At 62.8% G+C, this 24,708-nt stretch carries 24 protein-coding genes; 5 read left to right on the top strand and 19 right to left on the bottom strand.

Features of this window, described 5'->3' with window-relative positions; genetic code table 11:
• Position 1 precedes the first annotated feature (1 nt).
• Complete coding sequence (gene lipA / locus HV822_RS14240) at positions 2-1,060, bottom strand: lipoyl synthase (RefSeq protein WP_238870815.1); 1,059 nt, start codon at positions 1,058-1,060, stop codon at positions 2-4.
• Positions 1,061-1,163: 103 nt separating this feature from the next.
• Positions 1,164-2,450 carry a lytic murein transglycosylase gene (locus tag HV822_RS14245; protein ID WP_238870816.1) on the bottom strand — a complete coding sequence of 429 codons (1,287 nt, stop codon included), beginning with the start codon at positions 2,448-2,450 and terminating at the stop codon, positions 1,164-1,166.
• 372 nt (positions 2,451-2,822) lie between these two features.
• On the opposite strand from HV822_RS14245, the gene HV822_RS14250 reads away from it, so the two are divergent.
• Together HV822_RS14250 and HV822_RS14255 are read left to right on the top strand one after the other, a co-directional pair.
• Positions 2,823-4,316 carry a SulP family inorganic anion transporter gene (locus HV822_RS14250; RefSeq protein WP_396264895.1) on the top strand — a complete coding sequence of 498 codons (1,494 nt, stop codon included), beginning with the start codon at positions 2,823-2,825 and terminating at the stop codon, positions 4,314-4,316.
• A 361-nt stretch (positions 4,317-4,677) separates the two neighbouring features.
• Complete coding sequence (locus tag HV822_RS14255; protein WP_238870817.1) at positions 4,678-5,535, top strand: universal stress protein; 858 nt, start codon at positions 4,678-4,680, stop codon at positions 5,533-5,535.
• A gap of 299 nt (positions 5,536-5,834) precedes the next feature.
• Here HV822_RS14255 and holA read toward each other — a convergent pair whose 3' ends face one another.
• Genes holA through leuS form a run of 3 tightly spaced genes read right to left on the bottom strand, consistent with a single transcriptional unit; the run spans position 5,835 to position 10,046 of the window.
• Positions 5,835-6,863 (bottom strand): DNA polymerase III subunit delta, encoded by a 1,029-nt coding sequence (holA, locus tag HV822_RS14260; RefSeq protein ID WP_238870818.1) that lies wholly within the window; start codon positions 6,861-6,863, stop codon positions 5,835-5,837.
• Between the two features lie 7 nt (positions 6,864-6,870).
• Positions 6,871-7,419, bottom strand: coding sequence for an LPS-assembly lipoprotein LptE (locus HV822_RS14265; protein ID WP_238870819.1), 549 nt, complete (start codon positions 7,417-7,419; stop codon positions 6,871-6,873).
• A gap of 20 nt (positions 7,420-7,439) precedes the next feature.
• Positions 7,440-10,046: a leucine--tRNA ligase gene (gene leuS / locus HV822_RS14270; protein WP_238870820.1), complete on the bottom strand. Its 2,607-nt coding sequence runs from the start codon at positions 10,044-10,046 to the stop codon at positions 7,440-7,442.
• Between the two features lie 181 nt (positions 10,047-10,227).
• Here leuS and HV822_RS14275 point away from each other — a divergent pair, with 181 nt between their 5' ends.
• The gene (locus tag HV822_RS14275) at positions 10,228-10,485 is read left to right on the top strand and encodes a hypothetical protein (RefSeq protein ID WP_238870821.1); all 258 of its coding nucleotides are present in this window, start codon (positions 10,228-10,230) and stop codon (positions 10,483-10,485) included.
• On the opposite strand, the gene lnt is transcribed toward HV822_RS14275, so the two are convergent.
• The 5 genes from lnt to miaB all read right to left on the bottom strand — a co-directional run bounded on the left by lnt (position 10,447) and on the right by miaB (position 15,827).
• Positions 10,447-11,967 (bottom strand): apolipoprotein N-acyltransferase, encoded by a 1,521-nt coding sequence (gene lnt / locus HV822_RS14280; RefSeq protein ID WP_238870822.1) that lies wholly within the window; start codon positions 11,965-11,967, stop codon positions 10,447-10,449. The two genes, HV822_RS14275 and lnt, sit on opposite strands and share 39 nt — an antisense overlap.
• Before the next feature lie 24 nt (positions 11,968-11,991).
• Positions 11,992-12,831 (bottom strand): HlyC/CorC family transporter, encoded by an 840-nt coding sequence (locus HV822_RS14285; RefSeq protein ID WP_238870823.1) that lies wholly within the window; start codon positions 12,829-12,831, stop codon positions 11,992-11,994.
• Positions 12,832-12,837: 6 nt separating this feature from the next.
• Positions 12,838-13,296 (bottom strand): rRNA maturation RNase YbeY, encoded by a 459-nt coding sequence (ybeY, locus tag HV822_RS14290; RefSeq protein ID WP_238870824.1) that lies wholly within the window; start codon positions 13,294-13,296, stop codon positions 12,838-12,840.
• A complete protein-coding gene (locus HV822_RS14295) occupies positions 13,286-14,302 on the bottom strand; it encodes a PhoH family protein (protein WP_238870825.1) in 1,017 nt (338 codons plus the stop codon). Before HV822_RS14295 ends, ybeY begins: the two co-directional genes overlap by 11 nt.
• 211 nt (positions 14,303-14,513) lie before the next feature.
• On the bottom strand, positions 14,514-15,827 hold the full coding sequence (gene miaB, locus HV822_RS14300) for a tRNA (N6-isopentenyl adenosine(37)-C2)-methylthiotransferase MiaB (RefSeq protein WP_238870826.1): 1,314 nt from the start codon (positions 15,825-15,827) through the stop codon (positions 14,514-14,516).
• 149 nt (positions 15,828-15,976) lie between these two features.
• Between miaB and HV822_RS14305 the strand changes: the two genes are divergently transcribed.
• The gene (locus HV822_RS14305) at positions 15,977-16,306 is read left to right on the top strand and encodes a DUF1820 family protein (protein ID WP_238870827.1); all 330 of its coding nucleotides are present in this window, start codon (positions 15,977-15,979) and stop codon (positions 16,304-16,306) included.
• Between the two features lie 6 nt (positions 16,307-16,312).
• Here the strand turns inward: HV822_RS14305 and HV822_RS14310 are convergent, their stop codons facing one another.
• The 6 genes from HV822_RS14310 to HV822_RS14335 all read right to left on the bottom strand — a co-directional run bounded on the left by HV822_RS14310 (position 16,313) and on the right by HV822_RS14335 (position 21,673).
• Positions 16,313-16,897 (bottom strand): tetratricopeptide repeat protein, encoded by a 585-nt coding sequence (locus HV822_RS14310; protein WP_238870828.1) that lies wholly within the window; start codon positions 16,895-16,897, stop codon positions 16,313-16,315.
• A 7-nt stretch (positions 16,898-16,904) separates the two neighbouring features.
• On the bottom strand, positions 16,905-17,573 hold the full coding sequence (locus HV822_RS14315; protein WP_238870829.1) for a hypothetical protein: 669 nt from the start codon (positions 17,571-17,573) through the stop codon (positions 16,905-16,907).
• On the bottom strand, positions 17,570-18,850 hold the full coding sequence (hemL, locus tag HV822_RS14320; protein WP_238870830.1) for a glutamate-1-semialdehyde 2,1-aminomutase: 1,281 nt from the start codon (positions 18,848-18,850) through the stop codon (positions 17,570-17,572). Before hemL ends, HV822_RS14315 begins: the two co-directional genes overlap by 4 nt.
• A 10-nt stretch (positions 18,851-18,860) precedes the next feature.
• Complete coding sequence (gene thiE, locus HV822_RS14325; RefSeq protein ID WP_238870831.1) at positions 18,861-19,490, bottom strand: thiamine phosphate synthase; 630 nt, start codon at positions 19,488-19,490, stop codon at positions 18,861-18,863.
• Complete coding sequence (locus tag HV822_RS14330) at positions 19,487-20,287, bottom strand: hydroxymethylpyrimidine/phosphomethylpyrimidine kinase (RefSeq protein ID WP_238870832.1); 801 nt, start codon at positions 20,285-20,287, stop codon at positions 19,487-19,489. The genes thiE and HV822_RS14330 overlap by 4 nt, the downstream gene beginning before the upstream one ends.
• Before the next feature lie 105 nt (positions 20,288-20,392).
• Positions 20,393-21,673, bottom strand: coding sequence for a DUF1835 domain-containing protein (locus tag HV822_RS14335; protein ID WP_238870833.1), 1,281 nt, complete (start codon positions 21,671-21,673; stop codon positions 20,393-20,395).
• A 246-nt stretch (positions 21,674-21,919) separates the two neighbouring features.
• Between HV822_RS14335 and HV822_RS14340 the strand changes: the two genes are divergently transcribed.
• Positions 21,920-22,342 (top strand): Mpo1 family 2-hydroxy fatty acid dioxygenase, encoded by a 423-nt coding sequence (locus HV822_RS14340; protein ID WP_238870834.1) that lies wholly within the window; start codon positions 21,920-21,922, stop codon positions 22,340-22,342.
• A gap of 42 nt (positions 22,343-22,384) precedes the next feature.
• Here the strand turns inward: HV822_RS14340 and HV822_RS14345 are convergent, their stop codons facing one another.
• From HV822_RS14345 to HV822_RS14355, 3 genes are read right to left on the bottom strand one after another with little or no spacing between them, the layout of a single operon-like run.
• Complete coding sequence (locus HV822_RS14345; protein WP_238870835.1) at positions 22,385-23,854, bottom strand: class I adenylate-forming enzyme family protein; 1,470 nt, start codon at positions 23,852-23,854, stop codon at positions 22,385-22,387.
• Between the two features lie 53 nt (positions 23,855-23,907).
• Positions 23,908-24,528, bottom strand: coding sequence for a pseudouridine synthase (locus HV822_RS14350; RefSeq protein WP_238870836.1), 621 nt, complete (start codon positions 24,526-24,528; stop codon positions 23,908-23,910).
• Between the two features lie 12 nt (positions 24,529-24,540).
• Positions 24,541-24,708 (bottom strand): hypothetical protein, encoded by a 168-nt coding sequence (locus HV822_RS14355; protein WP_238870837.1) that lies wholly within the window; start codon positions 24,706-24,708, stop codon positions 24,541-24,543.

Raw genomic sequence — 24,708 nt, forward strand, 5'->3', positions numbered from 1 at the left:
CTTAGCCGAGATTCAATGCGGGAATCAGGCTGACGTCGCTGGTGTCCTGCGCCTGGCCAGGCACCGGGACGGGGGCTGCCAGGCCCAGGTTGTTCTTCTCGAATACCCGGTCGGCGCGGTAGCTGGAGCGCACCAGCGGGCCCGCTGCCACTTCCATAAAGCCCATTTCCAGCCCTATCTCGCGGTAGCGGTTGAACTCTTCGGGGCTGACCCAACGTTGAACGGCCAGGTGATTGCGGGTTGGCTGCAGGTATTGGCCGAGGGTAACGATGTCGACGCCAATCTCGCGCAGCTCCTTGAAGGTCTGCAGGATCTCGTCGTCGGTTTCGCCCAAGCCAACCATCAAACTGGTTTTGGTCAGTACCTGAGGGCGGTGCTTCTTGGCGTGAGCCAGCACATCCAATGTCTTGCGGTAACCTGCGCGTGGGTCACGTACGTCATGGGTCAGGCGCTCGACGGTTTCGACGTTCTGGGCGAAGACTTCCAGACCAGAGTCGACCACTGCCTCGATGGCGCTCAGCTCGCCGTCGAAATCGGGGGTCAGGGCTTCCACCACCACCTGCGGAGTGCGTTGCTTGATAGCGCGTACGCAGGCGGCGTAATGGGCTGCGCCGCCGTCGTCCAGATCATCCCGATCAACCGAGGTCAGCACGATGTAGCGCAGCGCCATCAGCTCGACCGACTTGGCGGTGTTGTCCGGCTCTTCCTTGTCCAGCCAGCCGTTGGGGTTGCCGGTGTCGACGGCGCAGAAGCGGCAGGCGCGGGTGCAGACCGAGCCCATCAGCATGATGGTGGCCGTACCGTTGGACCAGCATTCACCCATGTTGGGGCAGTGCGATTCCTGACAGACCGTGCTCAGGCGGTGTTCGCTGACGTTGCGTTTGACCGCTTCGAAGCGGTCGCCGCCAGGCGCTTTGACGCGCAGCCACTTTGGCTTGGGGGAAAACACCTGAGGTTCGGCGCTGTTGCGGCGTTTCTGACCGTCCTTGATGGCGGCGATACCTTGGGCGTTGCGAAATTTCTCGCCACTGGCAACAGACTTCTGCGGGCTGTCGGACATGGGGGGCAGGACTCCTGGTAGGGCTCCACGGGGTGCCAGTCGGCACGGGCGGCTTTTGGCCGCCGTGAAGTTTACCACAGCCCGCTGCCCTAGGGGACCAGCACTAGCGTGCGCGCAGCTGCTCCAGCAGGGCTGCGGATGCATAACCGTCGGCCGGAACGCCACGCTGCTGTTGGAAGCGCCGGATAGCGTTGCGCGTATTGGCGCCGATGATGCCGTCGATGCCGCCTGGCTCAAGCCCGCGCTGGGTCAAAAGGCGCTGCAGCTCCAGCCGTTCGCTGCGCGACAGCGGCCGGTCCTCGGTGGGCCACTGGCCTTGGATCTGGCCGTTGCCCTGAAAGCGGTCGGACAGCAGGCCGATTGCCAAGGCGTAGCTGGTGGAGTTGTTGTAGCGCATGATGGTGCTGAAGTTGTGCAGCAGCAGGAAGGCTGGGCCGCGGTAGCCAGCAGGGAGCAGGATGGACGCCTGTTTGTCCGTCAGCTCAGCGGCAAAGCTGTCTGCCACGGCGGGTCTGACCCCGAGTGCCTGCCATTCGCTGACCGACTTTTTCACGCTGGGGTCGGCTAGCGCGTAATCAAAGCTGGCGCCCAGGCGGACTTCCTGCCCCCAGCGCTGGCCGCTCTGCCAGCCGGAAGCTTTCAGATAATGGGCGGCGGACGCCAGGGCGTCAGCTGACGAGTTCCAGATATCCCGGCGTCCGTTCCCGTCAAAGTCCACTGCGTACTGGTTGTAGGTAGTGGGAATGAACTGCGTTTGCCCCATGGCGCCGGCCCAGGAGCCGAGCATGGCTCTGGGCTCAATGTCCCGGTGCTGCAAGATGTCCAGGGCTGCCAGCAACTGGTCATGGGCGAACGCCGGACGGCGCCCCTCGTGGGCGAGGGTGGCGAGGGAGCGAATAACCTCGCGACTGCCCATGTTCTGGCCAAAGTTGCTCTCCAGGCCCCAGATAGCGGTGAGGATATGGCGATCAACGCCATAGCGCTGTTCGATGGCGTCGAAGGTGGTCGCTTCGTCGCGTAGCCGGCGCTTACCACCCGCGACCCGCAAGTTGGACAGTGCGCCGTCCAGATAGGCCCAGACCGGGCGCGAGAACTCGGGCTGGCTGCGGTCGGCCCGGATCACGTCAGGATCGGGGGTGACGCCGCTGAAGGCGCGATCAAACAAGTCTGCATCAATGCCCTTGCTCAACGCTTCGCGGCGAAAGTCGGCCTGCCAGGCGCTGAACGTCTGGGGTTGCTGTGGTGTCTCGACGCTCGCTGTAGCCGGCGCTGTCGGCGCTACCACTGCCGGTGTGAGGTTCTGGGCAACGCTGGGTGTCTCGGCACAAGCGCCGAGGCATAGCAGGCTGAGTGAGGTGAGCAGTTGCAGGCGCGTGCGGCGAGCGGGCATGAAATAGCGTATTCCCTGATAGGTGAGCGGTAGTATCGGCAGGGCAACGCGATGCGTCTGCCTGGGCTTTTGGAGACTACTGCGGTGCAAAAGGTTCCGGCAAGCGGCTGCTCGCAGCATTATCCAGCCTCTGTCGACAATGACAGCTGAGGGCGCATCCGGCAAGGGCGGCAAATGGCCGCCTTGGAGCAAGTATGCTAGAGTTCGCGCCTTTCCCGGTTCGTCATATGGCTCGCCCTGCTGTAGTAGAGGCGCGGCCTGGCTCTGCGCAGCTGTGTCCTGACGCGGCCAGCTGCCAGGTCTGTGCTGGTAACGGCGGAGTTGGCGCGACTGGTGACCCTTCTCACTGGTATTGAACAGGTTTGCAATCTGATGACTCTGACAGACAGGTTACGCCGCGAGTGGCTATCCAATGTGCGCGGCGATCTCTTGTCCGGGCTGGTGGTAGCGCTGGCGCTGATCCCCGAAGCCATCGCTTTTTCCATTATCGCCGGCGTTGATCCCAAGGTCGGGCTGTATGCCTCCTTCTGTATCGCCGTGGTGATTGCCTTTACCGGCGGACGGCCAGGCATGATCTCGGCAGCTACCGGCGCCATGGCGCTGCTGATGGTGACGCTGGTGCGTGAGCATGGGCTGCAATACCTGTTGGCCGCCTCCTTGTTGTGTGGGGTGCTGCAGATTGCCGCTGGCTACCTGAGACTGGGGTCGCTGATGCGCTTTGTCTCGCGCTCGGTGGTGACGGGCTTTGTGAATGCGTTGGCGATTCTGATCTTCATGGCGCAGCTGCCGGAGTTGACCAATGTCACCTGGCACGTCTATGCCATGACCGCGGCAGGTCTGGGGATTATCTACCTGTTCCCGCTGTTGCCGCGCATTGGCAAGGTGATTCCTTCGCCGCTGGTATGCATTCTGCTGCTGACCGCGGTAGCGGTTTACCTGGGTCTGGATATCCGCACTGTCGCGGACATGGGCGAGCTGCCTGATACGCTGCCCGTGTTCCTCTGGCCGGACGTGCCGCTGAATCTGGATACGCTGCTCATCATCCTGCCGTATTCGGCGGCGATGGCGGTGGTGGGGCTGCTGGAGTCGCTGATGACGGCAACCATTGTGGATGATCTGACTGACACCCCGAGCAACAAGAATCGCGAGTGTAAGGGGCAGGGCGTGGCCAATATCGCGTCTGGTCTGTTGGGTGGTATGGCCGGCTGCGCGATGATCGGACAGTCGGTGATCAACGTGAAGTCAGGCGGCCGCACGCGGTTGTCCTGTCTTGTTGCCGGTGTGGTGTTGCTGATCCTGGTGGTCTTTGCCAGTGATTGGGTCGGGCAGATCCCGATGGCGGCACTGGTCGCGGTGATGATCATGGTGTCGATCGGCACCTTCAGCTGGGATTCGATTCGCAATCTGCGTCATCACCCGCTCTCGACCAATGTGGTTATGCTGGCCACGGTTGCGGTCGTCGTGGCTACCCACAACCTGGCTTACGGTGTGTTTGTTGGTGTGCTGCTGGCAGCGCTGTTTTTTGCCAACAAGATCGGTCATTACCTGCATATCGGTAGCGAGTTGAGCGCCGATGGCAATGAGCGCCGCTATCAGGTGGTTGGTCAGGTGTTTTTCAGCTCCTCCGATAAATTCGCCGCAGGCTTTGACTTCAAGGAAGCGCTTGATAGGGTGGTCATTGACCTGCATCGTGCCCATTTCTGGGATATCACTGCGGTGGGCGCGTTGGATAAGGTCGTTATCAAGTTCCGCCGGGAAGGCACTGCGGTAGAAGTGATTGGTTTGAATGAGGCGAGTGCCACCATCGTTGACCGCTTTGGCGTACACGATAAGCCGGAGGCGGTTGACCACCTCGGTGGTCATTGAGGCTAGGGTCTGTTGACGTTTTGTTCATCCGCCTGTTGCTGCCTGTAAAGCCACCAATCAAAGAGCGAGGAACTCAGTTTGGTCAGCACATCCCTGTGCCTCACCCCTTCGGGGCTGGCGCGCAAAAACGCTCCCGGCGTTTTTGTGGTCATTCCAAATAAGCGACGAGCGATATCGAGTGGCGGCTTTACAGGCGCAACCTCGGCGGCCCCACCCGGAGGGACGGGGCCATTTTTCGGCCATGCTGCGTTGTCGGTCGCTTGTGTGGAATGACCACATTGCACTCCCTCCGCCTTGCCTGGCCGAAAAATGACCTCCGGCAGGCGGTTGAACAAAACGTCAACAGACCCTGGAGGGCAGCATGAACGAATCACGGGTATTGGCTTGTATCGACGGCTCGGCTGCCAGCGAGGCGGTCTGCGATTATGCGGCCTGGGCCAGTCTTCGGCTGACGGCCCCTTTGACGCTCTTGCACGTACTTGAGCCAGTGCCGGGTTCAGCACCCGCCGATCTGTCCGGCAGCATTGGTTTGGGCAGTCGTGAGTTGCTGCTCAACGAGCTGGCCGAGCTGGATGAACGGCGCGCCCGGTTGCTGCGTGAGCAGGGCAAGCTGATGCTTGATGCCGCCTGTGAGCGAGCGCGCGCCGACGGCGTTGCCGAACCCTTGCTGCGCCAGCGTCATGGCCGGCTGGTAGATACCCTGCAGGAGCTGGAGTCAGAGGTGCGGCTGCTGGTGATGGGGCGTCAGGGCGAGGCCTGCAGCAAGGCGTCAAGCCAGGTCGGCAGTCAGTTGGAGAGCGTGATTCGCACCTTGCACCGCCCGGTGCTGGTGACCACAGGCACCTATCGGGCCCCGCAGCGCGTGCTGGTCGCCTTCGATAACAGCCCGAGTGTACGCAAGGGGCTAGACCTGCTGTTGCAGAGTCCGCTGCTGCGTGGGTTGTCGATTCATCTGCTGATGGTCGGCGCTGACACGGCTGATTCTCGCGAGGCAATCGAGGCCGCGTGCCGGCAGCTGCATGAGGCTGGGTTCGAAGCCAGTGCTGCGATTCGCGCCGGCGAGGTAGAAGACGTGCTGCTTGGCTATCGCCGCGAACAGCAGATGGATCTGATTGTGATGGGCGCCTACGGTCACTCACGGATTCGGCGGTTTCTCGTGGGCAGTACCACCACGGCCATGTTGCAGCGCACCGACTGTCCGTTGTTGCTGCTGCGCTGATTGGCGAGGGGCGGGCTCTGCTCTTTGCCTGCCTAGGGTCTGTTGACGTTTCGTTCACCCGCCTGCCGGAGGCCATTTTTCGGCCAGGCAAGGCGGAGGGAGCGCAGTGTAGTCGCTCTACATAAGCGACCGACAACGCAGCATGGCCGAAAAATGGCCCCGGCCCTGCGGGTTGCGCCTGTAAAGCCGCCACTCGGCGTCGCTCGTCGCTCACGTGGAATGACCACGCTACGCTTCTCGCTCCTTGATTGGTGGCTTTGCAGGCTGCAACAGGCAGGTGAACGAAACGTCAACAGACCCTAGAGCGGCAGGCGGGCGCCGGCAGCTTCTACCAGAATGCGCGCCAGGCCATCCCAGGGTGAGCCTGGCGCCTGTCCCTTGATTTGCTCATCTACGTTTTGCGCGGCGTTCAGCCAGCGTTCCCATGCGTCGGCCGGATGACGTTGCAGGGCACCGCGCAGCAGCGGTTTGCGCTTATCCCAGACCGGTGGGCGCTGGCTGGAAAACACCTTGTCCAGCGGTATGCCGCGAGCCTGCTGCTGGGCCATGTCCGTGAGCGAGCGCAATTCGCGGCTGACCGCCCAGAGCACTACGGGAGCCTCCACCCCTTCGCCACGCAGGCCGTGCAGCATGCGCAACGCGTGCTGCGGTTGGCCCTGCAGCATGGCATCGCTAAGGTGGAAAATATCGAAGCGGGCACTGTCAGCGACGACTTGCTGTACGGTCTCCAGTTCCAGTTGGCCCTGTGGGCAGTAAAGCTTGAGCTTTTCAATCTCCTGCGCGGCGGCCAACAGGTTGCCCTCGACCCGGGCGCTGAGCAGGTCAACAGCCTCGGGACTGGCTTGCAGGCCGGCCTGCGCCAGGCGGTCGCGAATCCAGGTTGGCAGTTGCTGCGGCTCGATCGGCCAAATTTGCACAAAGCGGCTGTTGGCGTGCTCGATCAGCCCTTTGGCCCATTTGCTGCGCTGGGTACTGCCGTCCAGCTTGGGCAGGCTGATCAGCAGGGTGGTGTCTTCGGCGGGTTGCTCGAGATAGGCGAGCAGCGCCTTGGCGCCAGCGTCACCGGGCTTGCCCGAGGGCAGGCGCAGTTCCAGCAGACGCTTCTGGGCAAATAGCGACAGGCTGTGGCTGGCCTCGTAGAGTTGCGCCCAGTCGAAGCTGCGGTCGACATCAAAGACCTGGCGTTCTTCGCTGCCGGCAGCGCGGCAGGCCTGACGGATCAGATCGCAGGCTTCGCCGCACAGCAGTGGATCGTCACCACTGACCACATAGATCGGCGTCAGCCCGTCCCTGAGCTGTTTGCCCAGCTGGGGCGCATTGAGTTTCATGCGTTGCTCAGTTGCCCTGTTGCTGGTCCAGGCGCGATTCGCGGCTGGACAGCTCGCTCTCGGTCAGGCTGGAGAGACGGAACAGCAGCTGACGGGTCAGGTCCTGACGCATCTCCCGGCGTAGCAGATCTTCTTCTTCAGTGGTGCCGATGATGTTGTCCTTGTCGTTGACATAGGTGCGCTGCGTGTCGATGGTTTCCGGACCAATCAAGGCGCGGTCCTGGCGATCGGCAATCTGGAAGGTCAGGCTGCTGCTCAGCTGGTATTCCGCCGGGGTCGAGCTACTGGTGTAGCTGACCGCTCGACTGCTCTGGTTCTCTGCCAGCAGCTGCAACGTGTAGGGCGCGCTTGGGGTGACCTCAACGCCGTCGATTTCCAGCGCCTGCAGCACTTGCTGGTAGGTTGGCCCATAGCGGTTGTGGGCGGTAACGTTGAGCTGGTTCAGCTCAACGCTATCGACACCGGTGCCGCGCAGGTGAAAACCGCAGCCGGAGGCGAGCAGGGTGGCGCCGAGCACGGCGCAGCTGAGCAGCAGGCGGGGTGTGGACAGTGACATCTTGGCTCTCCGTTGCAAAATCAGTTGGCGACAATGTTGACCAGCTTGCCGGGGACGACGATGACCTTGCGGATCGTCAGTCCTTCGGTAAAGCGCAGCACATTCTCGTTGTCCCGGGCAGTCGCTTCAATCAGCTCGCGGCTGGCATCGGCGGCGACTTCTATATGACCGCGCAGCTTGCCGTTGACCTGAATCACCAGTTGCAGGCTGTCCTGAACCAGGGCGCTTTCGTCGACCTGCGGCCAGCGCGCATCAATGATCGCGTTGCTGTGACCCAGTGACTGCCAGAGGCTATGGCTGATGTGCGGGGCAATCGGCGCCAGCACCAGGGCGACGGTCTCCAGCCCTTCGTGCAGCAGCGCGCGGTCCTGCTCGGCGTCCTGCGGGGCTTTTTCCAGCACATTCATCAGGGTCATGACGGCGGCAATGGCGGTGTTGAACTTGTGGTGTTGGCCGATATCCTGGCTGGCCTGCTTGATGGCCAGGTGAATGGCGCGGCGTACGGCTTTCTGGTCGTCGCTCAGGTTGCTGAGGTCGGCTTTTGCGGTCGGGCCCTTGGCGTGATGCTGCTGGTTCAGGCGCCAGACGCGGCGCAGGAAGCGCTGGGCGCCTTCAACACCGGAGTCGGACCACTCCAGGCTCATGTCCGGCGGTGAGGCAAACATCATGAACAGACGGCAGGTGTCGGCGCCGTACTGGTCGATCATGGCCTGCGGGTCCACGCCGTTGTTCTTGGACTTGGACATCTTCTCGGTGCCGCCAATCTCGACCGGCTGGCCATCGCTGCGCAGGGTGGCGGCGATGATCTTGCCCTTGCCGTCGCGCTCGATATCCACGTCAGCCGGGTTGTACCAGGTCTTGGAGCCATTGGCTTCAAGGCGGAAGTAGGTGTCGGCCAGTACCATGCCCTGGGTCAGCAGGTTCTTGAACGGCTCGTTGCTGTTGACCAGGCCTTCGTCGCGCATCAGCTTGTGGAAGAAGCGGGCGTAGAGCAGGTGCAAAATCGCGTGTTCGATACCACCGATGTACTGATCAACCGGCAGCCAGTGGTTGGCGGCGGCCGGGTCGACCATGCCCTGGTCATACTGCGGGCTGGCGTAGCGCGCGTAGTACCAGGAGCTCTCGACGAAGGTGTCCATGGTGTCGGTTTCACGCTTGGCAGCGGCGCCGCATTTCGGGCAGCTGCATTCGTAGAATTCGGGCATCTTTGCCAGCGGGCTGCCGGCGCCATCGGGGATCACGTCTTCAGGCAATACCACCGGCAGTTGGTCATCCGGCACCGGTACGTCGCCGCAGCTGTCGCAGTGAATGATCGGGATTGGGCAGCCCCAGTAACGTTGGCGGCTGATGCCCCAGTCGCGCAGGCGGAACTGGGTGCGCGGCTCGCCCAGGCCTTTCTGCTTCAGCACTTCGCCAATGGCGGTGAAGGCGCTGTCGTAATCCAGGCCGTCGAACTCTTCGGAGTTGATCAGCTCGCCTTTCTCGCCGTAGGCGTCTTGCCACGGCTCGGGTGTTTCGTCACCGGCGGAGGTGCGGATGACCGGCTTGATCGGCAGGCTGTATTTGCTGGCAAAGGCAAAGTCACGCTCATCATGCGCCGGCACGGCCATCACCGCGCCTTCGCCGTAGCCCATCAGTACATAGTTGGCGACCCACACCGGCAGCTTCTCGCCGGTCAGCGGATGCAGCACATACAGAGGGGTCGGCAGGCCTTTCTTTTCCTGGGTGGCAATATCCGCTTCGGCAACGCCGCCGCGCTTGCACTCATCAATAAAGGCCTGCAGGGCAGGGTTGTTTTCGGCAGCCTGGGTCGCCAGCGGATGCTCGGCGGCGACTGCAACGTAGGTTGCGCCCATCAGTGTGTCAGGACGGGTGGTGAAGACTTTCAGGGTGCCGTCGTGACCGATGCTGGTGGTGTCGTAGGGGAACTGGACTTCCATGCCGACCGACTTGCCGATCCAGTTGCGCTGCATGGTCTTGACCTGTTCAGGCCAGCCGGTCAGCTCATCCAGCGAGCTCAGCAGCTCGTCGGCGTAGTTGGTGATCGCGAAGTAGTACATCGGGATTTCGCGCTTCTCGATGACTGCGCCACTGCGCCAGCCCTTGCCGTCGATTACCTGCTCGTTGGCCAGTACGGTCTGATCGACCGGGTCCCAGTTCACGGTACCGTTTTTGCGGTAGATGATGCCTTTCTCGAACAGGCGGGTGAACAGCCACTGCTCCCAGCGGTAGTAGTCGGGTTTGCAGGTGGCGATTTCTCGCGTCCAGTCGATGGCCAGCCCCAGGCTTTTCAGCTGGGTGCGCATGTAATCGATGTTGGAGTAGGTCCAGGCGGCCGGAGCGACCTTATTGTTCATCGCGGCGTTTTCCGCCGGCATGCCGAAGGCGTCCCAGCCCATGGGCTGCAGTACGTTCTTGCCCTGCATCCGCTGGTAGCGAGCGATCACGTCACCGATGGTGTAGTTGCGCACATGTCCCATGTGTAGCTTGCCGCTGGGGTACGGAAACATCGACAGGCAGTAGTAGGTGTCCTGACCAGGGGTTTCGCTGACCTTGAAGGCCTCGGCGTTATCCCAGTCAGCCTGGGCGGCGGCTTCTATCTCACTCGGTGAATACTGTTCTTGCATGGCGTGGGTCTGGTGACTCGTACAGAGGAAAAAGGAATGGGGCAGGATACACCACCCGGCGCCCCTCAGGTAGTCGCTGTGCCATTCGTCGTCGGGCGGTTAGCAAGCGTGTTGGGGCGTCTATTCTCTAGGAAAGCCCGCGCCCTACTGGTACGGGCAAATCCGCTCGGGAGGTGACAGCATGTGTGCAGGAATATCAGAGACGCTGGTCAGTCATTCTGCCGACAGTGGCTATAGCCGCTTGCTGCGACGCTTGGATCAGGCTCTGGATATGGCGCACACGCGGCAGTGGATGGGCGGTAACGCAGAGTTGCCGCCGGAGCTGGAGCTCAAGGGTCTGAGTGAGGCCGACCTGGCGCTACTGCAACAGATACTCTGTGCGCTGGCAGAGCGCACACCTTTACCGGGTCTGGCGCCGCCGCAGGACACACGGCACTAGCACCAGCAGCGCCAGGGCAATCAGCGGCCAGCTGCGCCAGCGCAGGTAGGGCGTCAGGCCGGTCATGGGTTGCACTTCACCGATCAGCACATCTTGCTGGAATTGCGGAATGCGCTGGCGAATGCTACCGCGCGGATCAATCAGCGCGGTGACGCCGTTGTTGGTCGCGCGAATCATCCAGCGCTGGGCTTCCAGGGCGCGCATCTGCGCCATTTGCAGGTGCTGCAGCGGGCCAATCGAGGAACCAAACCAGCTGTCGTTGCTGATGGTGATCAGCAGCTCGCTCTGGGCGGCCAGCCTGGCGGCAAAGTCAGGGTAGACGGCCTCATAGCAGATCAGCGGTGCCAGAGCATAACCTGCTGCCTGCAGTGGCAGCTGATCGGCCGGGCCGCGGCTGAAGCTGGACATGGGCAGGTCAAAAAAGTCGATCAGCCCGCGCAGTAGCTCTTCCAATGGCACGTACTCGCCGAAGGGGACCAGCTTCTGTTTCATGTACTGGCTGCGTGGCTCGCTGCCACCAACCATGATGCCGTTGTAGATGCGCAGGCCATCGGCATCCTGGGTGTCGATCGGGATGCCGGTTATCAGGGTGCGTCCTTCCTCGGCCAGATTGGCGGCGATGCCATCGACAAAATACGCTCCCTGGCTTTGCAGGACAGGTATGGCGGTTTCCGGCCACACCACCAGGTCGGTCGCTGGCTGAGCGTAGGTCAGGTCGCGATACAGCTCCAGCGTGCGGGTAATGTAGGCCGGGTCCCACTTGTTGGACTGGGCGATATTGGCCTGCACCAGGTTGACGCTCAGGCGCTTGCCGGTTGGCTGCGTCCAGTCGATGTAGGACAGCAACAGGCCGCCGCCCCAGATAGCGCCAAATAGCAGCGCCGCGCCGAGCAGCTGCAGCGGCTTGCGCGCCAGGCGCCACTCGCTCAGCAGGCAAGCCATGAACACCGATAGCACGCCCAGCAGCCAAACGCCGCCGATCGGCGCCCAGCCGGCCAGCCAGGTCTGGCTGTGGGCGTAACCGTGATACAGCCAGGGGAAGCCGGTCAGGAACCAGGCGCGGAACATTTCCTGAGCAAACCACAGTAATGCAAAGCTCAGGCTGCCGCTCCAGGCGCCCTGTGGGCGAATAAAGCGTGCCCAGACCCAGGTCATCAGAGCAAAGAAGCAGGCCAGGCCCAGCTCCAGGCCGCCAGTCAGGAAGGCAGCCAGCGGCGGGGAGGCATTGCCGTGCAGGTGAATGCTGATATAGATCCAGGACACGCCAGAGACAAAGAGCCCCAGCCCCCAGGCGCCGCCGCGTAACGCTGCCTGCCCGGGCGTAACCTCCTTTAACCCCTGATAGAGCAGGGCCACCGAGAGCATGCCCAGCGGCCAAAGGTTATAGGGCGCGAAGGACAGGGTGCTGAGCGCGCCCGCGACCAGGGCGATCAGGTGGCCGATAAGGCCGGGGCCGCGCAGGCGGCTCAGCAGGGCGTGCATGGGGTGTTCCTTATCGCGATGGACTCAGCGGTTGACCAGGGTAACGCGCAGCAAGTGGACGCGCCGGCTGTCAGCATTCAACACGCGCACGCGGAAGCCGTCCAGCTCGACGACCTCGTTGCGCTTGGGCAGGTGGCCGAACGCATTCATCACCAGGCCGCCAACCGTATCAAACTCTTCGTCGGGGAAGCTGGTGTCAAAGTGCTCGTTGAATTCATCGATCGGGGTCAGGCCCTTGACCAGATAGTCGCCGCTGGGCAGCGGTTTGATCTGGCTGTCTTCATCGACATCGTGCTCGTCTTCGATGTCACCGACGATCTGCTCCAGCACGTCTTCGATGGTCACCAGGCCGGCAACGCCGCCGTATTCGTCGATGACTACGGCCATGTGGTTGCGGGTGGCGCGAAACTCTTTCAGCAGTACATTCAGGCGCTTGGATTCGGGCACAAAGGTGGCCGGGCGCAGAATGTCCTTGATGTTGAAGCGTTCGGTGTTTTCTTCCAGCAGCAGCGGCAGCAGGTCTTTGGCCAGCAGTATGCCGAGCACGTCGTCGATGCTCTCGCCGATGACCGGAAAGCGCGAGTGCGCTGCCTCGATCACCGCCGGCAGGAATTCACGCGGGCTTTGGGTTGCCTTGATGGTGGTCATCTGCGAGCGCGGCACCATAATGTCACGGACCTGCATGTCCGAGACCTGCAGTGCACCCTCGATGATCGACAGGGCCTCAATGTCCAGGACCTCGTTGCTGTGCGCCTCGCGCAGCAGCTCGAGCAGTTCCTGGCGGTTTTTGGGTTCATGGACAAAAGCCTGGACTAGCTTATCCAGCCACGACTTATGCCCGTTGGTCGATCGATCTTCGCTCATTGATCCTTACTCATCATCGTCAAGATAGGGGTCGGCTATGCCGAGTTCTGCCAGCAATTCCCGTTCCAGGCTTTCCATTTCTTCGGCGTCATCGTCGTCGATGTGATCATAGCCGAGCAAGTGCAGGCAGCCGTGGATAACCATGTGCGCCCAGTGGGCGAGCAGGGGTTTGTTCTGTTCGGCGGCCTCGCGGGCCACCACGGGGACGCAGATAACCAGATCGCCCAGTAGTGGCAAATCCAGTTCGGCAGGCAGGTCAGCGGGAAAGGACAACACGTTGGTCGCGTAATCCTTGCCGCGGTAGGTGTGATTCAGCTGGCGGCCCTCATCGGCGTCCACCAGACGGATGGTCAGCTCTCGGTCGGTACCGGCACCCAATGCCAGCCCGACCCAGCGTATGAAGCTGTCGTCGTCAGGCTGATCAGCGGCGCCGGAGGCGCGCTGGATATCCAGCTCAATGCTCATCGCGGCGTTCTCGGCGGGCGCTTTCCTGCAACGCATCAAAGCGGTCATAGGCTTCGACAATGCGCTGTACCAGGGGATGACGCACCACGTCTTTGGACTGGAAGTGGGTAAAGCCGATGCCTTTGACGTCCTTGAGCACCTCGGTGACATGCGCCAGGCCAGAACGCGTGCCGCGCGGTAGATCGACCTGGGTGATGTCGCCAGTGATCACGGCGGTGGAGCCAAACCCGATGCGCGTGAGGAACATCTTCATCTGTTCCAGCGTGGTGTTCTGCGACTCGTCCAGAATGATAAAGCTGTTGTTCAGCGTGCGGCCACGCATGTACGCCAGCGGCGCGATCTCGATCACCTGCTTCTCGATCAGCTTGGTGACTTGCTCAAAGCCGAGCATCTCATACAGCGCGTCATACAGCGGGCGCAGATAGGGGTCGATCTTCTGGGCCAGATCGCCCGGCAAAAAGCCCAGCTTCTCGCCAGCTTCCACTGCCGGACGCACCAGCAGGATGCGGCGAATCTGTTCGCGCTCCAGCGCGTCGACCGCGCAGGCCACCGCCAGATAGGTTTTACCGGTGCCGGCCGGGCCGATACCAAAATTGATGTCGTGCTCCTGAATGGAGCGCACGTAACTTTGCTGGTTGGGGCCGCGTGGCTGGATGGTCATCTTGCGGGTGCGCAGAATCACCGGTTTCTGGTTGCTGCCGCTGTCGTCCAGGGTTTCACTCAGGCTCTGCAGCCCTGATTCCTGCAGATACAGATGTACGGTGTCCGGGCTCAAGGCGTCATTGTCGCGGGTTTCACGATACAGCTGACGCAATACCGCCTCGGCGGCGCGGGTCAGGGACTCGTCGCCAATCAGCTCGAAGTGGTTGCCGCGGTTGCGCACCTCGATGCCGAGACGTTGCTCGATTAGGCGGAGATTTTCATCGAACTGGCCGCAAAGGCTGGCGAAACGACGAGGATCGATAGGTTCGATGCTGAAACGATGGATGTGTGCGGATGCGTTCAAAATGGTCCAGATGGCGCCGTGTGGCTAAAGGGCGTACAGCATAACGCCCGTTGGGCGGGAGGAAAAGCGTAAACAGCGTCGGCTGAAAGCTGGAGGCTTGAGGCTGGAAGGTAAAGGTAGGTCCAGTGGGTCAAGATATGCGGCCGGTGTCAGCCGCATATAACCAGCCGCTTGCTCAGGTTCAAACTTTCCAGCCTTCAGCCGGCGGGGATCACCCCGCCAACTCCCCTCTGAGCGAGTGCGGCAGCGCTTCGATGATGTTGACGTCGACAAACTGCCCGATCAGGCCGGGATTGCTGCAGCGGAAGTTGACGACGCGGTTGTGCTCGGTGCGGCCCTGCAGCATGCCCGGGTCCTTCTTGGAGAAGTCGCTGACCAGGATGCGCTGGGTGGTGCCGACCATGCGGCGGCTGTTCTCGAAGCCCTGCTGATTCAGGCGGGCCTGGAGGATTTGCAGGCGCTGCTTTTTCACGTTCATCGGCGTGTCGTCGTTTAGGTCGGCCGCCGGGGTGCCGGGGCGCGAGCTGTAGACGAAGGAATAGGAGAAGTCGAAGCCCACATCCTCAACCAGCTTCATGGTCTGCTCGAAATCACGGTCGGTTTCGCCGGGGAAACCGATGATGAAGTCGGAGCTGAGGATGATGTCCGGCACGGCTGCTTTCAGCTTGCGGATGCGCGACTTGTACTCTAGTGCGGTGTGGTTGCGCTTCATCGCCGCGAGTACCCGGTCGGAGCCGGACTGTACGGGCAGGTGCAGGTATTTCACCAGCTTCGGAATCTCGGCGTGGGCCTGGATAATGGCGTCCGAGAACTCCAGTGGGTGGCTGGTGGTGTAGCGAATGCGTTCGATACCGTCGATGGCTGCTACTGCGTGCAGCAGGTCGGCAAAGTCGGTGCCGTCAAAGCGATAGCCGTTGACGTTTTGACCCAGCAGGGTGACTTCCTTCACGCCGTTTTCGGCCAGGTGAACGATTTCGCTCAGCACATCGGCCAGCGGGCGGCTGACTTCTTCGCCGCGGGTGTAGGGCACCACGCAGAAACTGCAGTACTTGCTGCAGCCTTCCATGATCGAGACAAAGGCTGTGGGCCCATCCACGCGCGGCTCGGGCAGGGCGTCGAATTTTTCGATCTCGGGGAAGCTGACGTCTACCTGCGGCTGATGGGTGGTGCGCGCAGCGTCGATCATCTCGGGCAGGCGGTGCAGGGTCTGCGGGCCGAATACCACGTCTACGTAGGAAGCGCGGTCGCGGATGGCGGTGCCTTCCTGGCTGGCGACGCAGCCGCCAACGCCGATAATCAGCTCGGGATTCTTCTCTTTCAGCGGGCGCCAGCGTCCCAGTTCGGAAAAGACTTTTTCCTGCGCCTTCTCGCGGATCGAGCAGGTGTTGAGCAGAATGACATCCGCCTCGTCGGGGTTGTCGGTCAGCTCCATTGCCTGGTGGTCGCCGAGCAGGTCTGCCATGCGCGAGCTGTCATACTCGTTCATTTGGCAGCCGTGGGTCTGGATAAAGAGTTTCTTGGCCATGGGAGTGTGCTGAGGGTGCTGGAAAAAGGGGCGATTATACACACAAGCGCCTGCCTTTGTTATGCCGGCCCCTGTGCTATGATGCGCGCCCGCCGAGCGGTCCTGCTCTGGCGTTCCTTCATGCATGTCAAGGTGTTGATCAAGCGGCCATGAGTAAAGAACAGCAACCGGTCTTCCGAGTCATTTTTCAGAACCAGGGACAGGTTTTCGAGCTTTACGCCCAGCAGATCTTTCAGAGCGAGCTGTGGGGCTTCATGGAGATAGAAGAGCTGGTGTTTGGCGAACGCTCGCAGATGCTGGTCGATCCGGCAGAAGAGAAGCTCAAGAGTCAGTTCGAGGGCGTCAAGCGCAGCTTTATCCCGGTGCACTCGATTATTCGCATTGACGAAGTAGAGCGTGTCGGCACGGCCAAGATCAGCGAGGCCAAGGGCGACGGCAATATCATGCACTTCCCGATGCCGCCGCGCAGCGATAGCTGAGCCTTGTCAGGGCGCCGAGTCTTGCTCGTCGTTCTGCTCTTCTTGCGGTGGCATCGCGCCACTGAGCTGCTCTTCGCGAATCTGCGCCAGGTAGTCACGGAACAGGGTGCCAAGCACGTGGTTGGCTACCTGCATTTCCTGCTCGTTCATCTGCAGGGCCACCAGATCGGCCGCGTCCATGGCGTCGTTACTGCCGTTGACCGCCGACATCTTCAGAATGATGTAGGCCTGCGGCAGGTTGCGGGTTACCCCCTCGCCCTGAAAATGCATCATGCCCAGGCGGTATTGCGCTTGCGGCTGGCCCTGAATAGAGGCTTTCTCTAGCCAGTTCAGCGCATTGGCGTAGTTGCGCTCCACGCGCTCGCCACGGTAATACAGCTGCCCCAGCTCAAACTGTGCCCGCAGGTCTCCGTTGTTGGCAGCCTCTTCGCAAACCTCGATAGCCAAGGCGAGGCTGTCATCGTCCACCCGCTGAAAGGCGCAGCGGTCCTGCGCACTGATCAACAATGGGTTGCCAGTCTGGGCCAGCAGAGGCGCGGCTGGCATAGCCAGCAGGCCGAACAGGGCTAGTTGCTTGAGCGGGCGGTGCATGGGCGAATCAAAGTCTCGGCTTGGGATCTTCACTCGACGCCGCAGCGTCGGACGTGGGTCTATTGTGCGCCTGTTCGCCCAGCAGGCCAACCGCCAAAGCCGCGCCCAGTAACGCCGGATAAAGCGACAGCAGGGTGCCGTTGACAGCAAAGAGGTCGGCCAAGGGCGTCGCGCCAGGTAACAGCAGCGGCGCCAGGGTGCCCGCTGCGCAGACCAGCGCCAGCGGCAGCGGACGGCGGTCATTGCCCAGCACCCGCAGGCAAGCCAGCAGCATGACCCCAAGCGCGGCGCAGTTGATCAGCCACTGATAGCCGTGTAGTGCGTCCATGCGGCGTGACAGTTCAAATGCAGCCATTAGCCCCAGCAGGATGCGACCCCAAGTCGCTGGCTGCCAGCGCAGGCCAAACCCGAGGTACAGCGCGGCGAGACCAAGCAGTGGCAAGCTCAGGTTTTGCGCAGCCAACCCGAGAATGCGCTGGGTGTGCGCCAGCTTGCTGGTGCCGGGTAGCGCGCCAAGGCTTAGCAAGAGGCTGGCGCTGGCGGCCAAACCCAAGCCGAGCAGGGCGGCGGTGATGGCGCCGCGTGCGGGGACATCCAGCGGCGCGCGCTGACGCCAGAGCCAGACGCCAACGGCAATCAGCAACAGCGTCAGCAGTACATGACCCAATGCGATCATAGGGCGGCGAAGGCCTTTTCAGCTGCGTCCAGGGTCAGTTTCAGCTCGGCATCGCCATGGGCGATGGAGGTGAAGCCGGCCTCGAAGGCGCTGGGCGCCAGATAAACGCCGCCGTCCAGCATCAGGTGGAAGAAACGCTTGAAACGCTCGGCATCGCTGGCCATGACGTCCTCAAAGGTGATGATGTCGTCGGCGCCGGAGAAGTACAGACCGAACATCGCGCCAGCCTGGGTGGTGACGAACGGCACGCCAGCAGCATCGGCACGTTCCTGCAGGCCGGCGAGCATGCGGCTGGTGTAATCGGTCAGTTCGCTGTGAAAACCCGGGCGGCTGATCAGGCGCAGGGTGGTCAGGCCGGCGGCCATGGCCAGCGGGTTACCCGACAGGGTGCCAGCCTGATAGACCGGGCCGAGCGGAGCGATGCATTCCATCACCGCGCGCTTGCCGCCAAAACAGCCGACCGGCATGCCGCCGCCGATGATCTTGCCGAAGGTGGTCAGGTCCGGGGTCACGCCGTAGTGGGCCTGGGCGCCGCCGAGGGCCACGCGGAAACCGGTCATCACCTCGTCGAAAATCAGCACCACGCCGTGCTCGTCGCAGGCCTCGCGCAGGCCCTGCAAAAAACCAGGGGCCGGCGGCACGCAGTTCATGTTGCCGGCAACCGGTTCAACGATAATGCAGGCAACCTGCTGGCCGACGTCGGCCAGGGTGCTGCGCACCGCTTCGATGTCGTTGAAGGGCAGCGTCAGGGTGTGCTTGGCAAAGTCGGCCGGCACGCCCGCAGAGCTGGGTACGCCCTGGGTCAGCAGGCCGGAACCGGCCTTGACCAGCAGGCTGTCGGAATGGCCGTGGTAGCAACCTTCGAACTTGATGATGCTGTCGCGGCCGGTGTAGCCACGGGCCAGGCGAATGGCGCTCATGGTGGCTTCGGTGCCGGAGCTGACCATGCGCACCATGTCCATTGACGGCACCAGCGAGCAAACCAGTTCTGCCATCTCGGTTTCCAGCGCAGTCGGTGCGCCGTAGGACAGGCCGTGCTGCAGCTGATCGCGCACCGCATCCAGTACGTCCGGGTGGCTGTGGCCGAGGATCATCGGGCCCCAGGAGCCAACGTAGTCAACGTAGCGCTTGTCGTCTTCGTCAATGACGTAGGCACCTTCGGCGTGCTTGAAGAACAGTGGCGTGCCGCCGACGCTCTTGAACGCGCGGACGGGTGAGTTGACGCCGCCGGGGATGTGTTTCTGGGCGCTGGCAAACAGGGATTCGGAACGGGACATGGCAGGTCTCTCAGGATGCGTGAATGAGTTGGCTGAACTGGCGGGCGCGTTGTTGCACCGCCGCAGCGTCGGGGGCGCCGAACAGGCCGTTGATCACGGCCAGATAGTCGACGCCGGCGTCGAGCAGGGTCGACGCGTTGTCCAGGGTGATGCCGCCGATGGCGACGATGGGGGCGGCAAACTGCTGGCGCGCTTCGCGCAGCAAGGCCGGCGTTGCTGCAGGTGCTCCTGGCTTGGTGACGGAGTTGAAGAAGCGGCCAAAGGCGATATAGCTGGCGCCGTCAATCAGGGCGCGCTCGGCCAGCTGCAGGCTGGCGTGGCAGGTGGCGCCGAGCAGTGCGTCAGGGCCCAGTTGCTGGCGGGCCTCACGCAGTGAGCCATCTTCCTGGCCCAGATGCAGGCCGACGCCGAGTTCAGCGGCCAGCGCCAGGTCATCATTGATGATCAGCTCGCAGCCATGCTGGCGGCACAGGGCAGCCAGCTGGCCGGCTTCTTCCAGCCGTTTGCCGGCGTCAGCGGATTTGTCGCGGTACTGCAGCCAGCGGGCGCCGCCGATGAGTGCGGCTTCGACGTAGGGCAGCAGCTTGCCATCAGCGAGCAGCCTGCTGTCGGTGATGGCGTACAGGCCGCGCTGGCTCATGAGCAGAAGTCCAGCGGCAGGCGGCGCGGTACGTACTGGCCGTGACCGGGTTGTTCGGCGTCACGCAGGGTGCGCCAGGTGTAATCCAGAGCCGAGCGCACCGCGCTGACCAGCTCTTCACCCAGTGCCAGACGGCCGGCCAAGGTGCTGGCCAGGGTGCAGCCGGAGCCGTGATAGCTGCCGGGCAGGCGTGGGCAGGTGAAGTCGTGCTGGCTGCCGTCGGCGCAGTACAGGCGGTTGTGGATTTCCGCCTCGTCACCGTGGCCGCCGGTGATCAGCAGGTGGCGAATGTGCGGCAGCAATTTTTCCGCACACTCATCGGCGCTGCCGTCGGGCAGTTCGGCCAGAATACGCGCCTCCGGCAGGTTGGGTGTGGCGATGGCCGCCGCCGGAAACAGGCGCTCGCGAATGGCAAAGCCGACGTCGTCCTTGCCCAGCGAGCCGCCGCCGCCAGCGCGCAGCACCGGGTCGCAGACCAGGGGGGTGTCGGGTAGGCGCTGCATCAATTCCAGCACGGTGTCGACCATCTCGACCGAGCCCAGCATGCCCAGCTTGACCGCTGAAATCGGCATGTCGCTGATCACCTTGTTGGCCTGGGCCAGCACCCACTCGCGGTCGAGTACGCGGAAGTCGCTGACGTCGACGGTGTCCTGCACGGTCAGCGCGGTGACCGTAGGGGCCGCGTGGCAGCCCTGGGCGATCAGCGCCTCGATGTCGGCCTGCAGGCCGGCACCACCACTGGGATCGTGGCCGGAGAGGCAGAGGACGACGGGCTTGAACGGGTTGGGTTGGGTCATGGCGAGTGGTTCCGCGAGCTGACGGGCGTTTAACCAGCTCCGGCGCGCGCTCGGAGCTGGCATGACAGCCCGTTAGCATACCATCTTGCCTGTGCGGCGGGGTGCTCAGGCGTGCTGCAGATGCAGCCTCTGTTGTCCCGGGTCGTACCGCCAGTGCGGTTGTCCGGGTGTCAGTGCAACACCACCGACCCAGTATCCTGTTGGCCGGCAACTAAAACCGTCGGCTTTTCCTTGCAGCACCGCTTGGCCCTGCGAGCTAAGTTGGATGACGCGCTGGGGCCAGTCGGCTTCGCTGCTATCAACGTGCAGCAGCGGCGTGGGGCCGTTGAGCAGCGGTTGCAGCAGCCACCAGAACATCAGGTCGCCCAAATAGGGTAGCGGCTCAACCTGCCTCATTAGCTGAGCAAAGACCTTGCCGGTCGGCATTGGGCCTTCACGCTGCAGAATCTGCAGGGTGAGACGCTCCGTCAGCCCGAGCCCATGCGTCAAGTCCGGTAGTTGTTGCAGATGGCGGTGGAGCGCAAGGCCGAGCATCGGCAGGGCGGGTGTGCCGGTCTTGATCAGGGCCAGCAGGGCGGTGGGGTCGGCCGCCGTCAGCGCGTGCCAGGCGTCGCTGCCAAGGCGCAGCAAGTCAGGTTTGATGTGCTTGCGTTGCGGCCACAGCCAGCTCAGCACTTCGGGCGCCAATTGGCCGATACCGATGAAGCGCGCTACGCCCGGCACCTGATCGACCGCAATCAGCTGCAACTCGGCGCCGGGTTGCAGCTCGCGCAGGCGATGCAGCAGGTAGGCGAGGATCAGTTGGTCGTAGCTGTCGTGCTCGAGCCACAGGACGATGCGCTGGTACGGCGCAAGGTTCAGCAGGGCGTTGTAGCTCTGCTGTTGGCGGCCCAGCGCATCGGCGGGCGCCAGATTGAAGGCCTGCGCAAGAAAGGCGGCGCGTTCATGCAGCAGGGTTTGCGGGTCGCTATCGCTCAGCGGGCCAATGCAAAACGGGTCAGAGAATTCCAGAAAGTCGCCGGTCAGTCCTGCGGTGCGCAAGCTGTGCTGGATATCGCTGCCGCAGCGAATGTGCAGGGTCTTGCGGTCCTGGTCACCGGTGCGTTGCAGTTGCTGATTGGCCAGGCTGATGCTCTCGATGTGCTGCTTGAGTCGTGGCCAGCTGGCGAAACCGGCCTCTCGCGCGATGACCAGCTGGGCGTCGGCCAGACGCAGGGTCTGACTGCGCGGCGGCAGGTGCTGGCTAACGCGCTGCAGGGCATCAGGGTCGCCGGCGTTGAGCGATTTGAGCAGGTCTTTGGCGCGCTTGCGTTGCTGCTCCAGGTTGAGCCTGCCGTTGCTGACGGGGCTGCTGGGCGAGCGGCGAGGTGCTTTGGGTGTGGACATACGATCCCCTTATCGGGCCTGTGTCCGCCTGGCAGGCTGGGTGTCGTATGGCGATATCGGAGGTGGTTACAGCGGGCGCAGCCCTTTCCGCGAACGGGGACGCCTTGCGGCGCGAGTCAGAGCATCGCCGCTGGCCGGCGGCTTGTCAACACACCATGGCCCCTTCAGACACTGGTTGCTGCTCGCCTGGTTTGTCTACACTGTGAGGCACGAAAAGCCCCCATCAGACCAATAATAAGGTGGTTTATGAAAGCGATTGATCAATGGTTTGACGAGTACGGTGAAAGCCACCGTAACCCGATCAACAAGCTGACCCACTGGATTTGTGTACCGCTGATTACCTTCAGCGTGCTTGGCATGCTTTGGGCAATCCACCCTTGGGTAGCGATGCTGGTGGTTGGCGCCTCGCTGGTGTTTTACGCCATGTTGTCCTGGCAGATTGCCGCCGCCATGCTGGTTGTCAGCCTGGTGATGTTGCTCATCCTCAGTTTGATGACCTATGTGTTCTGGCCCAGTGTGGCGATTTTTGTACTGGCTTGGATCGGTCAGTTCATTGGGCACCACATCGAGGGCAAAAAGCCGTCCTTCTTCAAGGACTTGCAGTTTCTGCTGATCGGGCCTGCCTGGCTGTTGGGTTATGTGTTCAGGCTGTTCGGGTTGCGCTACTGAGAAAAAAGGGCGCCGGTTGGCGCCCTTTTTCGTGCAGCTGGCTTATGACAGCTGATGTTTCATCACTTTGCCGTTGGCATTGCGCGGCAGCACCTGCGCCTCGCCGTACAGGCGCGGGCGCTTGTAGTCGGCCAGCAGCGGCTCCAGGTAGGCGCTCAGCTCGCTGTGCAGGTCGGCGACCGGCTCGCGCAGCACAACAACCGCCTTGACGGTTTCGCCCCACTGCGGATGCGGTACGCCAAATACCGCAACTTCGACGATATTCGGGTGCGCTTCCAGCGCCACTTCAATCTCCCGCGGATAGACGTTTACGCCGCCGGAGATGATCAGCTCCTTGGCCCGGCCCAGTACCCAGTAGTAGCCGTCGGCGTCGCGGCGGGCCAGGTCGCCGGAGTCCAGCCAGCCGTCGCTGTGCAGGCACTCGGCGGTGGCTTCCGGCTTGTTCCAGTAGCCGAGCATCATGCCTTCGGTGCGGATCTGGATCTGGCCGGTGCATTCGCCTGCAAGCTCGTTCCCGTGCTCGTCGACCATGCGCAGTTCGGTGTGCAGCGCGCCGCGGCGGCCGATCGAACCGGCTTTGCTGGCGTGTTCTTCCGGCATCATGATGCTGCCGCTCGGGCCGGCTTCGGTCAGGCCGTATACACAGTACAGACGGTCGGTCTGCATGCGGTCGGCCAGAATCTCCAGTTGTTCGGTCGACATCGGGCCGCCGCCGTAGATCCAGTACTGCATGGAGCTGATATCGCGCTCGGTGATGTCCGGCTGCTGCGCGGTCATCATAAAGGCGACCGGGGCGCCGAAGAAGTGCGTGGTGCGCTCCTTCTCCACGGTGTCCAGCAACAACGTGGGGTGGAATTCGGGCAGAACTACGTGAGCGGCGCCGACGTAGGTGCCGCCAAGCAGAAAGACGTTGAGCGGCGCCGAGTGGGTCAGCGGCATCATGTGCAGCATGCGGCTGTGCGGGCGCATGTCCATTTCCAGCGCGGACGAATTGGCAACGGTCAGCAGGGCATGGTGGTTAAACAGTACGCCCTTGGGTTTACCGGTGGTGCCGGAGGTGTAGAGCAGCGTGCAGGGCTGTTCGGCCGGCATCTCGGCGACGCTCCAGCGGCTCTGCATGTCGGTCACCTGTACAGCCGGCTGATCCAGGCGCAGACAGGGTGCCAGCGTGCTGGCGCGGTCGGCGTGGTCGCCCAGCGCGATGACCAGACGGGCGTCACAGTCGCTGAGGATGTACTCCAGCTCGGCGGTTGTCAGGCGGGCGTTGACCGGTACCACGATGGCACCAAGGTTGATCACGGCAAAGTAGCCCAGCACCCAGCTGTAGCTGTTGGGCATGTACAGGGCGACGCGGTCGCCGCTGCCGATCTGGTACTGCTCATGCAGATGGGCGGCCAGGCGCAGGCTTTGGTCATGTAGCTCGGACCAGCTGAGGCGGCAGTCAGCGGTGATCAGGGCCTCGCCCGCGGGGAACTTGCGGGCGTTGACCGCGATCAGCTTGGGAATGTTCATGGGGTGTCCATCCTGTTGTTGTCGTGGAGTGATGGGATCTTACGGTGTTGGCTTCAGCCGGCGCTTGGCAGTTCACGCCACTGCCCCGGTTGCAGGTCGCCCAGAGACCAGTCACCGATGCGCACGCGCACTAGTCGCAGGGTCGGCAGGCCGACTGCTGCGGTCATGCGGCGTACCTGGCGGTTGCGGCCTTCGCGGATGGTGATCGCCAGCCAGCGGGTTGGCACGCTTTTGCGGAAGCGTACCGGCGGGTTGCGTGGCCAGAGTGCCGGCTCATCGATCAGTTCGACTTCGGCTGGTCGCGTGGGTCCGTCATTCAGCACTGGACCTGCTCTGAGCTGCGCGAGCTGCTGTTCGCTGGGCTCGCCCTCTACCTGCACCCAGTAGGTCTTGGGCAGCTTGTGCTTCGGGTCGGTGATGCGGGCCTGCAGGCGGCCGTCGTTGGTGAGCAGCAGCAGCCCTTCGCTGTCGCGGTCCAGCCGCCCGGCGGGGTAAACGCCCGGTACCGAGACAAAGTCGCGCAAGGTTGTTCGGCCGTCGCCGTCGGTGAACTGGGTAAGCACGTCGAAGGGCTTGTTCAGGGCAATCAGGCGCGGCTCTGCGGGTGGCGGCGCGGGTTTGCGGCGCGTGCGCTGAGGCGGTCGCGGGCGAGGCGGGCGGGGCGTTTGCTTCATGGCATTCCCGGGTCAGGTTAGGCGGCAGTGGGGGCGGGCATTGTCCATTTGCCTGGCGCCGGCTGCAACGCGCTGGTCAGCCGCCAAGGCCACCAGCGCGACGCCCAGGTCGCCAAGGAACGGGGCGTGAGCAAAGCCTTTACGCACCAGCCCTCCAATCTGTTGCTGTGTTCTGCCCAT

Origin of the sequence: Halopseudomonas maritima (genome assembly GCF_021545785.1) — a bacterium.
Classification (GTDB): domain Bacteria; phylum Pseudomonadota; class Gammaproteobacteria; order Pseudomonadales; family Pseudomonadaceae; genus Halopseudomonas; species Halopseudomonas maritima.

What these genes read in the sequence shown, in the direction of transcription:
- lipA (WP_238870815.1), bottom strand. Translation starts at nt 1,060, where the DNA reads ATGTCCGACAGCCCGCAGAAGTCTGTTGCCAGTGGCGAGAAATTTCGC.
- HV822_RS14245 (WP_238870816.1), bottom strand. Translation starts at nt 2,450, where the DNA reads ATGCCCGCTCGCCGCACGCGCCTGCAACTGCTCACCTCACTCAGCCTG.
- HV822_RS14250 (WP_396264895.1), top strand. Translation starts at nt 2,823, where the DNA reads ATGACTCTGACAGACAGGTTACGCCGCGAGTGGCTATCCAATGTGCGC.
- HV822_RS14255 (WP_238870817.1), top strand. Translation starts at nt 4,678, where the DNA reads ATGAACGAATCACGGGTATTGGCTTGTATCGACGGCTCGGCTGCCAGC.
- holA (WP_238870818.1), bottom strand. Translation starts at nt 6,863, where the DNA reads ATGAAACTCAATGCGCCCCAGCTGGGCAAACAGCTCAGGGACGGGCTG.
- HV822_RS14265 (WP_238870819.1), bottom strand. Translation starts at nt 7,419, where the DNA reads ATGTCACTGTCCACACCCCGCCTGCTGCTCAGCTGCGCCGTGCTCGGC.
- leuS (WP_238870820.1), bottom strand. Translation starts at nt 10,046, where the DNA reads ATGCAAGAACAGTATTCACCGAGTGAGATAGAAGCCGCCGCCCAGGCT.
- HV822_RS14275 (WP_238870821.1), top strand. Translation starts at nt 10,228, where the DNA reads ATGTGTGCAGGAATATCAGAGACGCTGGTCAGTCATTCTGCCGACAGT.
- lnt (WP_238870822.1), bottom strand. Translation starts at nt 11,967, where the DNA reads ATGCACGCCCTGCTGAGCCGCCTGCGCGGCCCCGGCCTTATCGGCCAC.
- HV822_RS14285 (WP_238870823.1), bottom strand. Translation starts at nt 12,831, where the DNA reads ATGAGCGAAGATCGATCGACCAACGGGCATAAGTCGTGGCTGGATAAG.
- ybeY (WP_238870824.1), bottom strand. Translation starts at nt 13,296, where the DNA reads ATGAGCATTGAGCTGGATATCCAGCGCGCCTCCGGCGCCGCTGATCAG.
- miaB (WP_238870826.1), bottom strand. Translation starts at nt 15,827, where the DNA reads ATGGCCAAGAAACTCTTTATCCAGACCCACGGCTGCCAAATGAACGAG.
- HV822_RS14305 (WP_238870827.1), top strand. Translation starts at nt 15,977, where the DNA reads ATGAGTAAAGAACAGCAACCGGTCTTCCGAGTCATTTTTCAGAACCAG.
- HV822_RS14310 (WP_238870828.1), bottom strand. Translation starts at nt 16,897, where the DNA reads ATGCACCGCCCGCTCAAGCAACTAGCCCTGTTCGGCCTGCTGGCTATG.
- HV822_RS14315 (WP_238870829.1), bottom strand. Translation starts at nt 17,573, where the DNA reads ATGATCGCATTGGGTCATGTACTGCTGACGCTGTTGCTGATTGCCGTT.
- hemL (WP_238870830.1), bottom strand. Translation starts at nt 18,850, where the DNA reads ATGTCCCGTTCCGAATCCCTGTTTGCCAGCGCCCAGAAACACATCCCC.
- thiE (WP_238870831.1), bottom strand. Translation starts at nt 19,490, where the DNA reads ATGAGCCAGCGCGGCCTGTACGCCATCACCGACAGCAGGCTGCTCGCT.
- HV822_RS14330 (WP_238870832.1), bottom strand. Translation starts at nt 20,287, where the DNA reads ATGACCCAACCCAACCCGTTCAAGCCCGTCGTCCTCTGCCTCTCCGGC.
- HV822_RS14335 (WP_238870833.1), bottom strand. Translation starts at nt 21,673, where the DNA reads ATGTCCACACCCAAAGCACCTCGCCGCTCGCCCAGCAGCCCCGTCAGC.
- HV822_RS14340 (WP_238870834.1), top strand. Translation starts at nt 21,920, where the DNA reads ATGAAAGCGATTGATCAATGGTTTGACGAGTACGGTGAAAGCCACCGT.
- HV822_RS14345 (WP_238870835.1), bottom strand. Translation starts at nt 23,854, where the DNA reads ATGAACATTCCCAAGCTGATCGCGGTCAACGCCCGCAAGTTCCCCGCG.
- HV822_RS14350 (WP_238870836.1), bottom strand. Translation starts at nt 24,528, where the DNA reads ATGAAGCAAACGCCCCGCCCGCCTCGCCCGCGACCGCCTCAGCGCACG.
- HV822_RS14355 (WP_238870837.1), bottom strand. Translation starts at nt 24,708, where the DNA reads ATGGGCAGAACACAGCAACAGATTGGAGGGCTGGTGCGTAAAGGCTTT.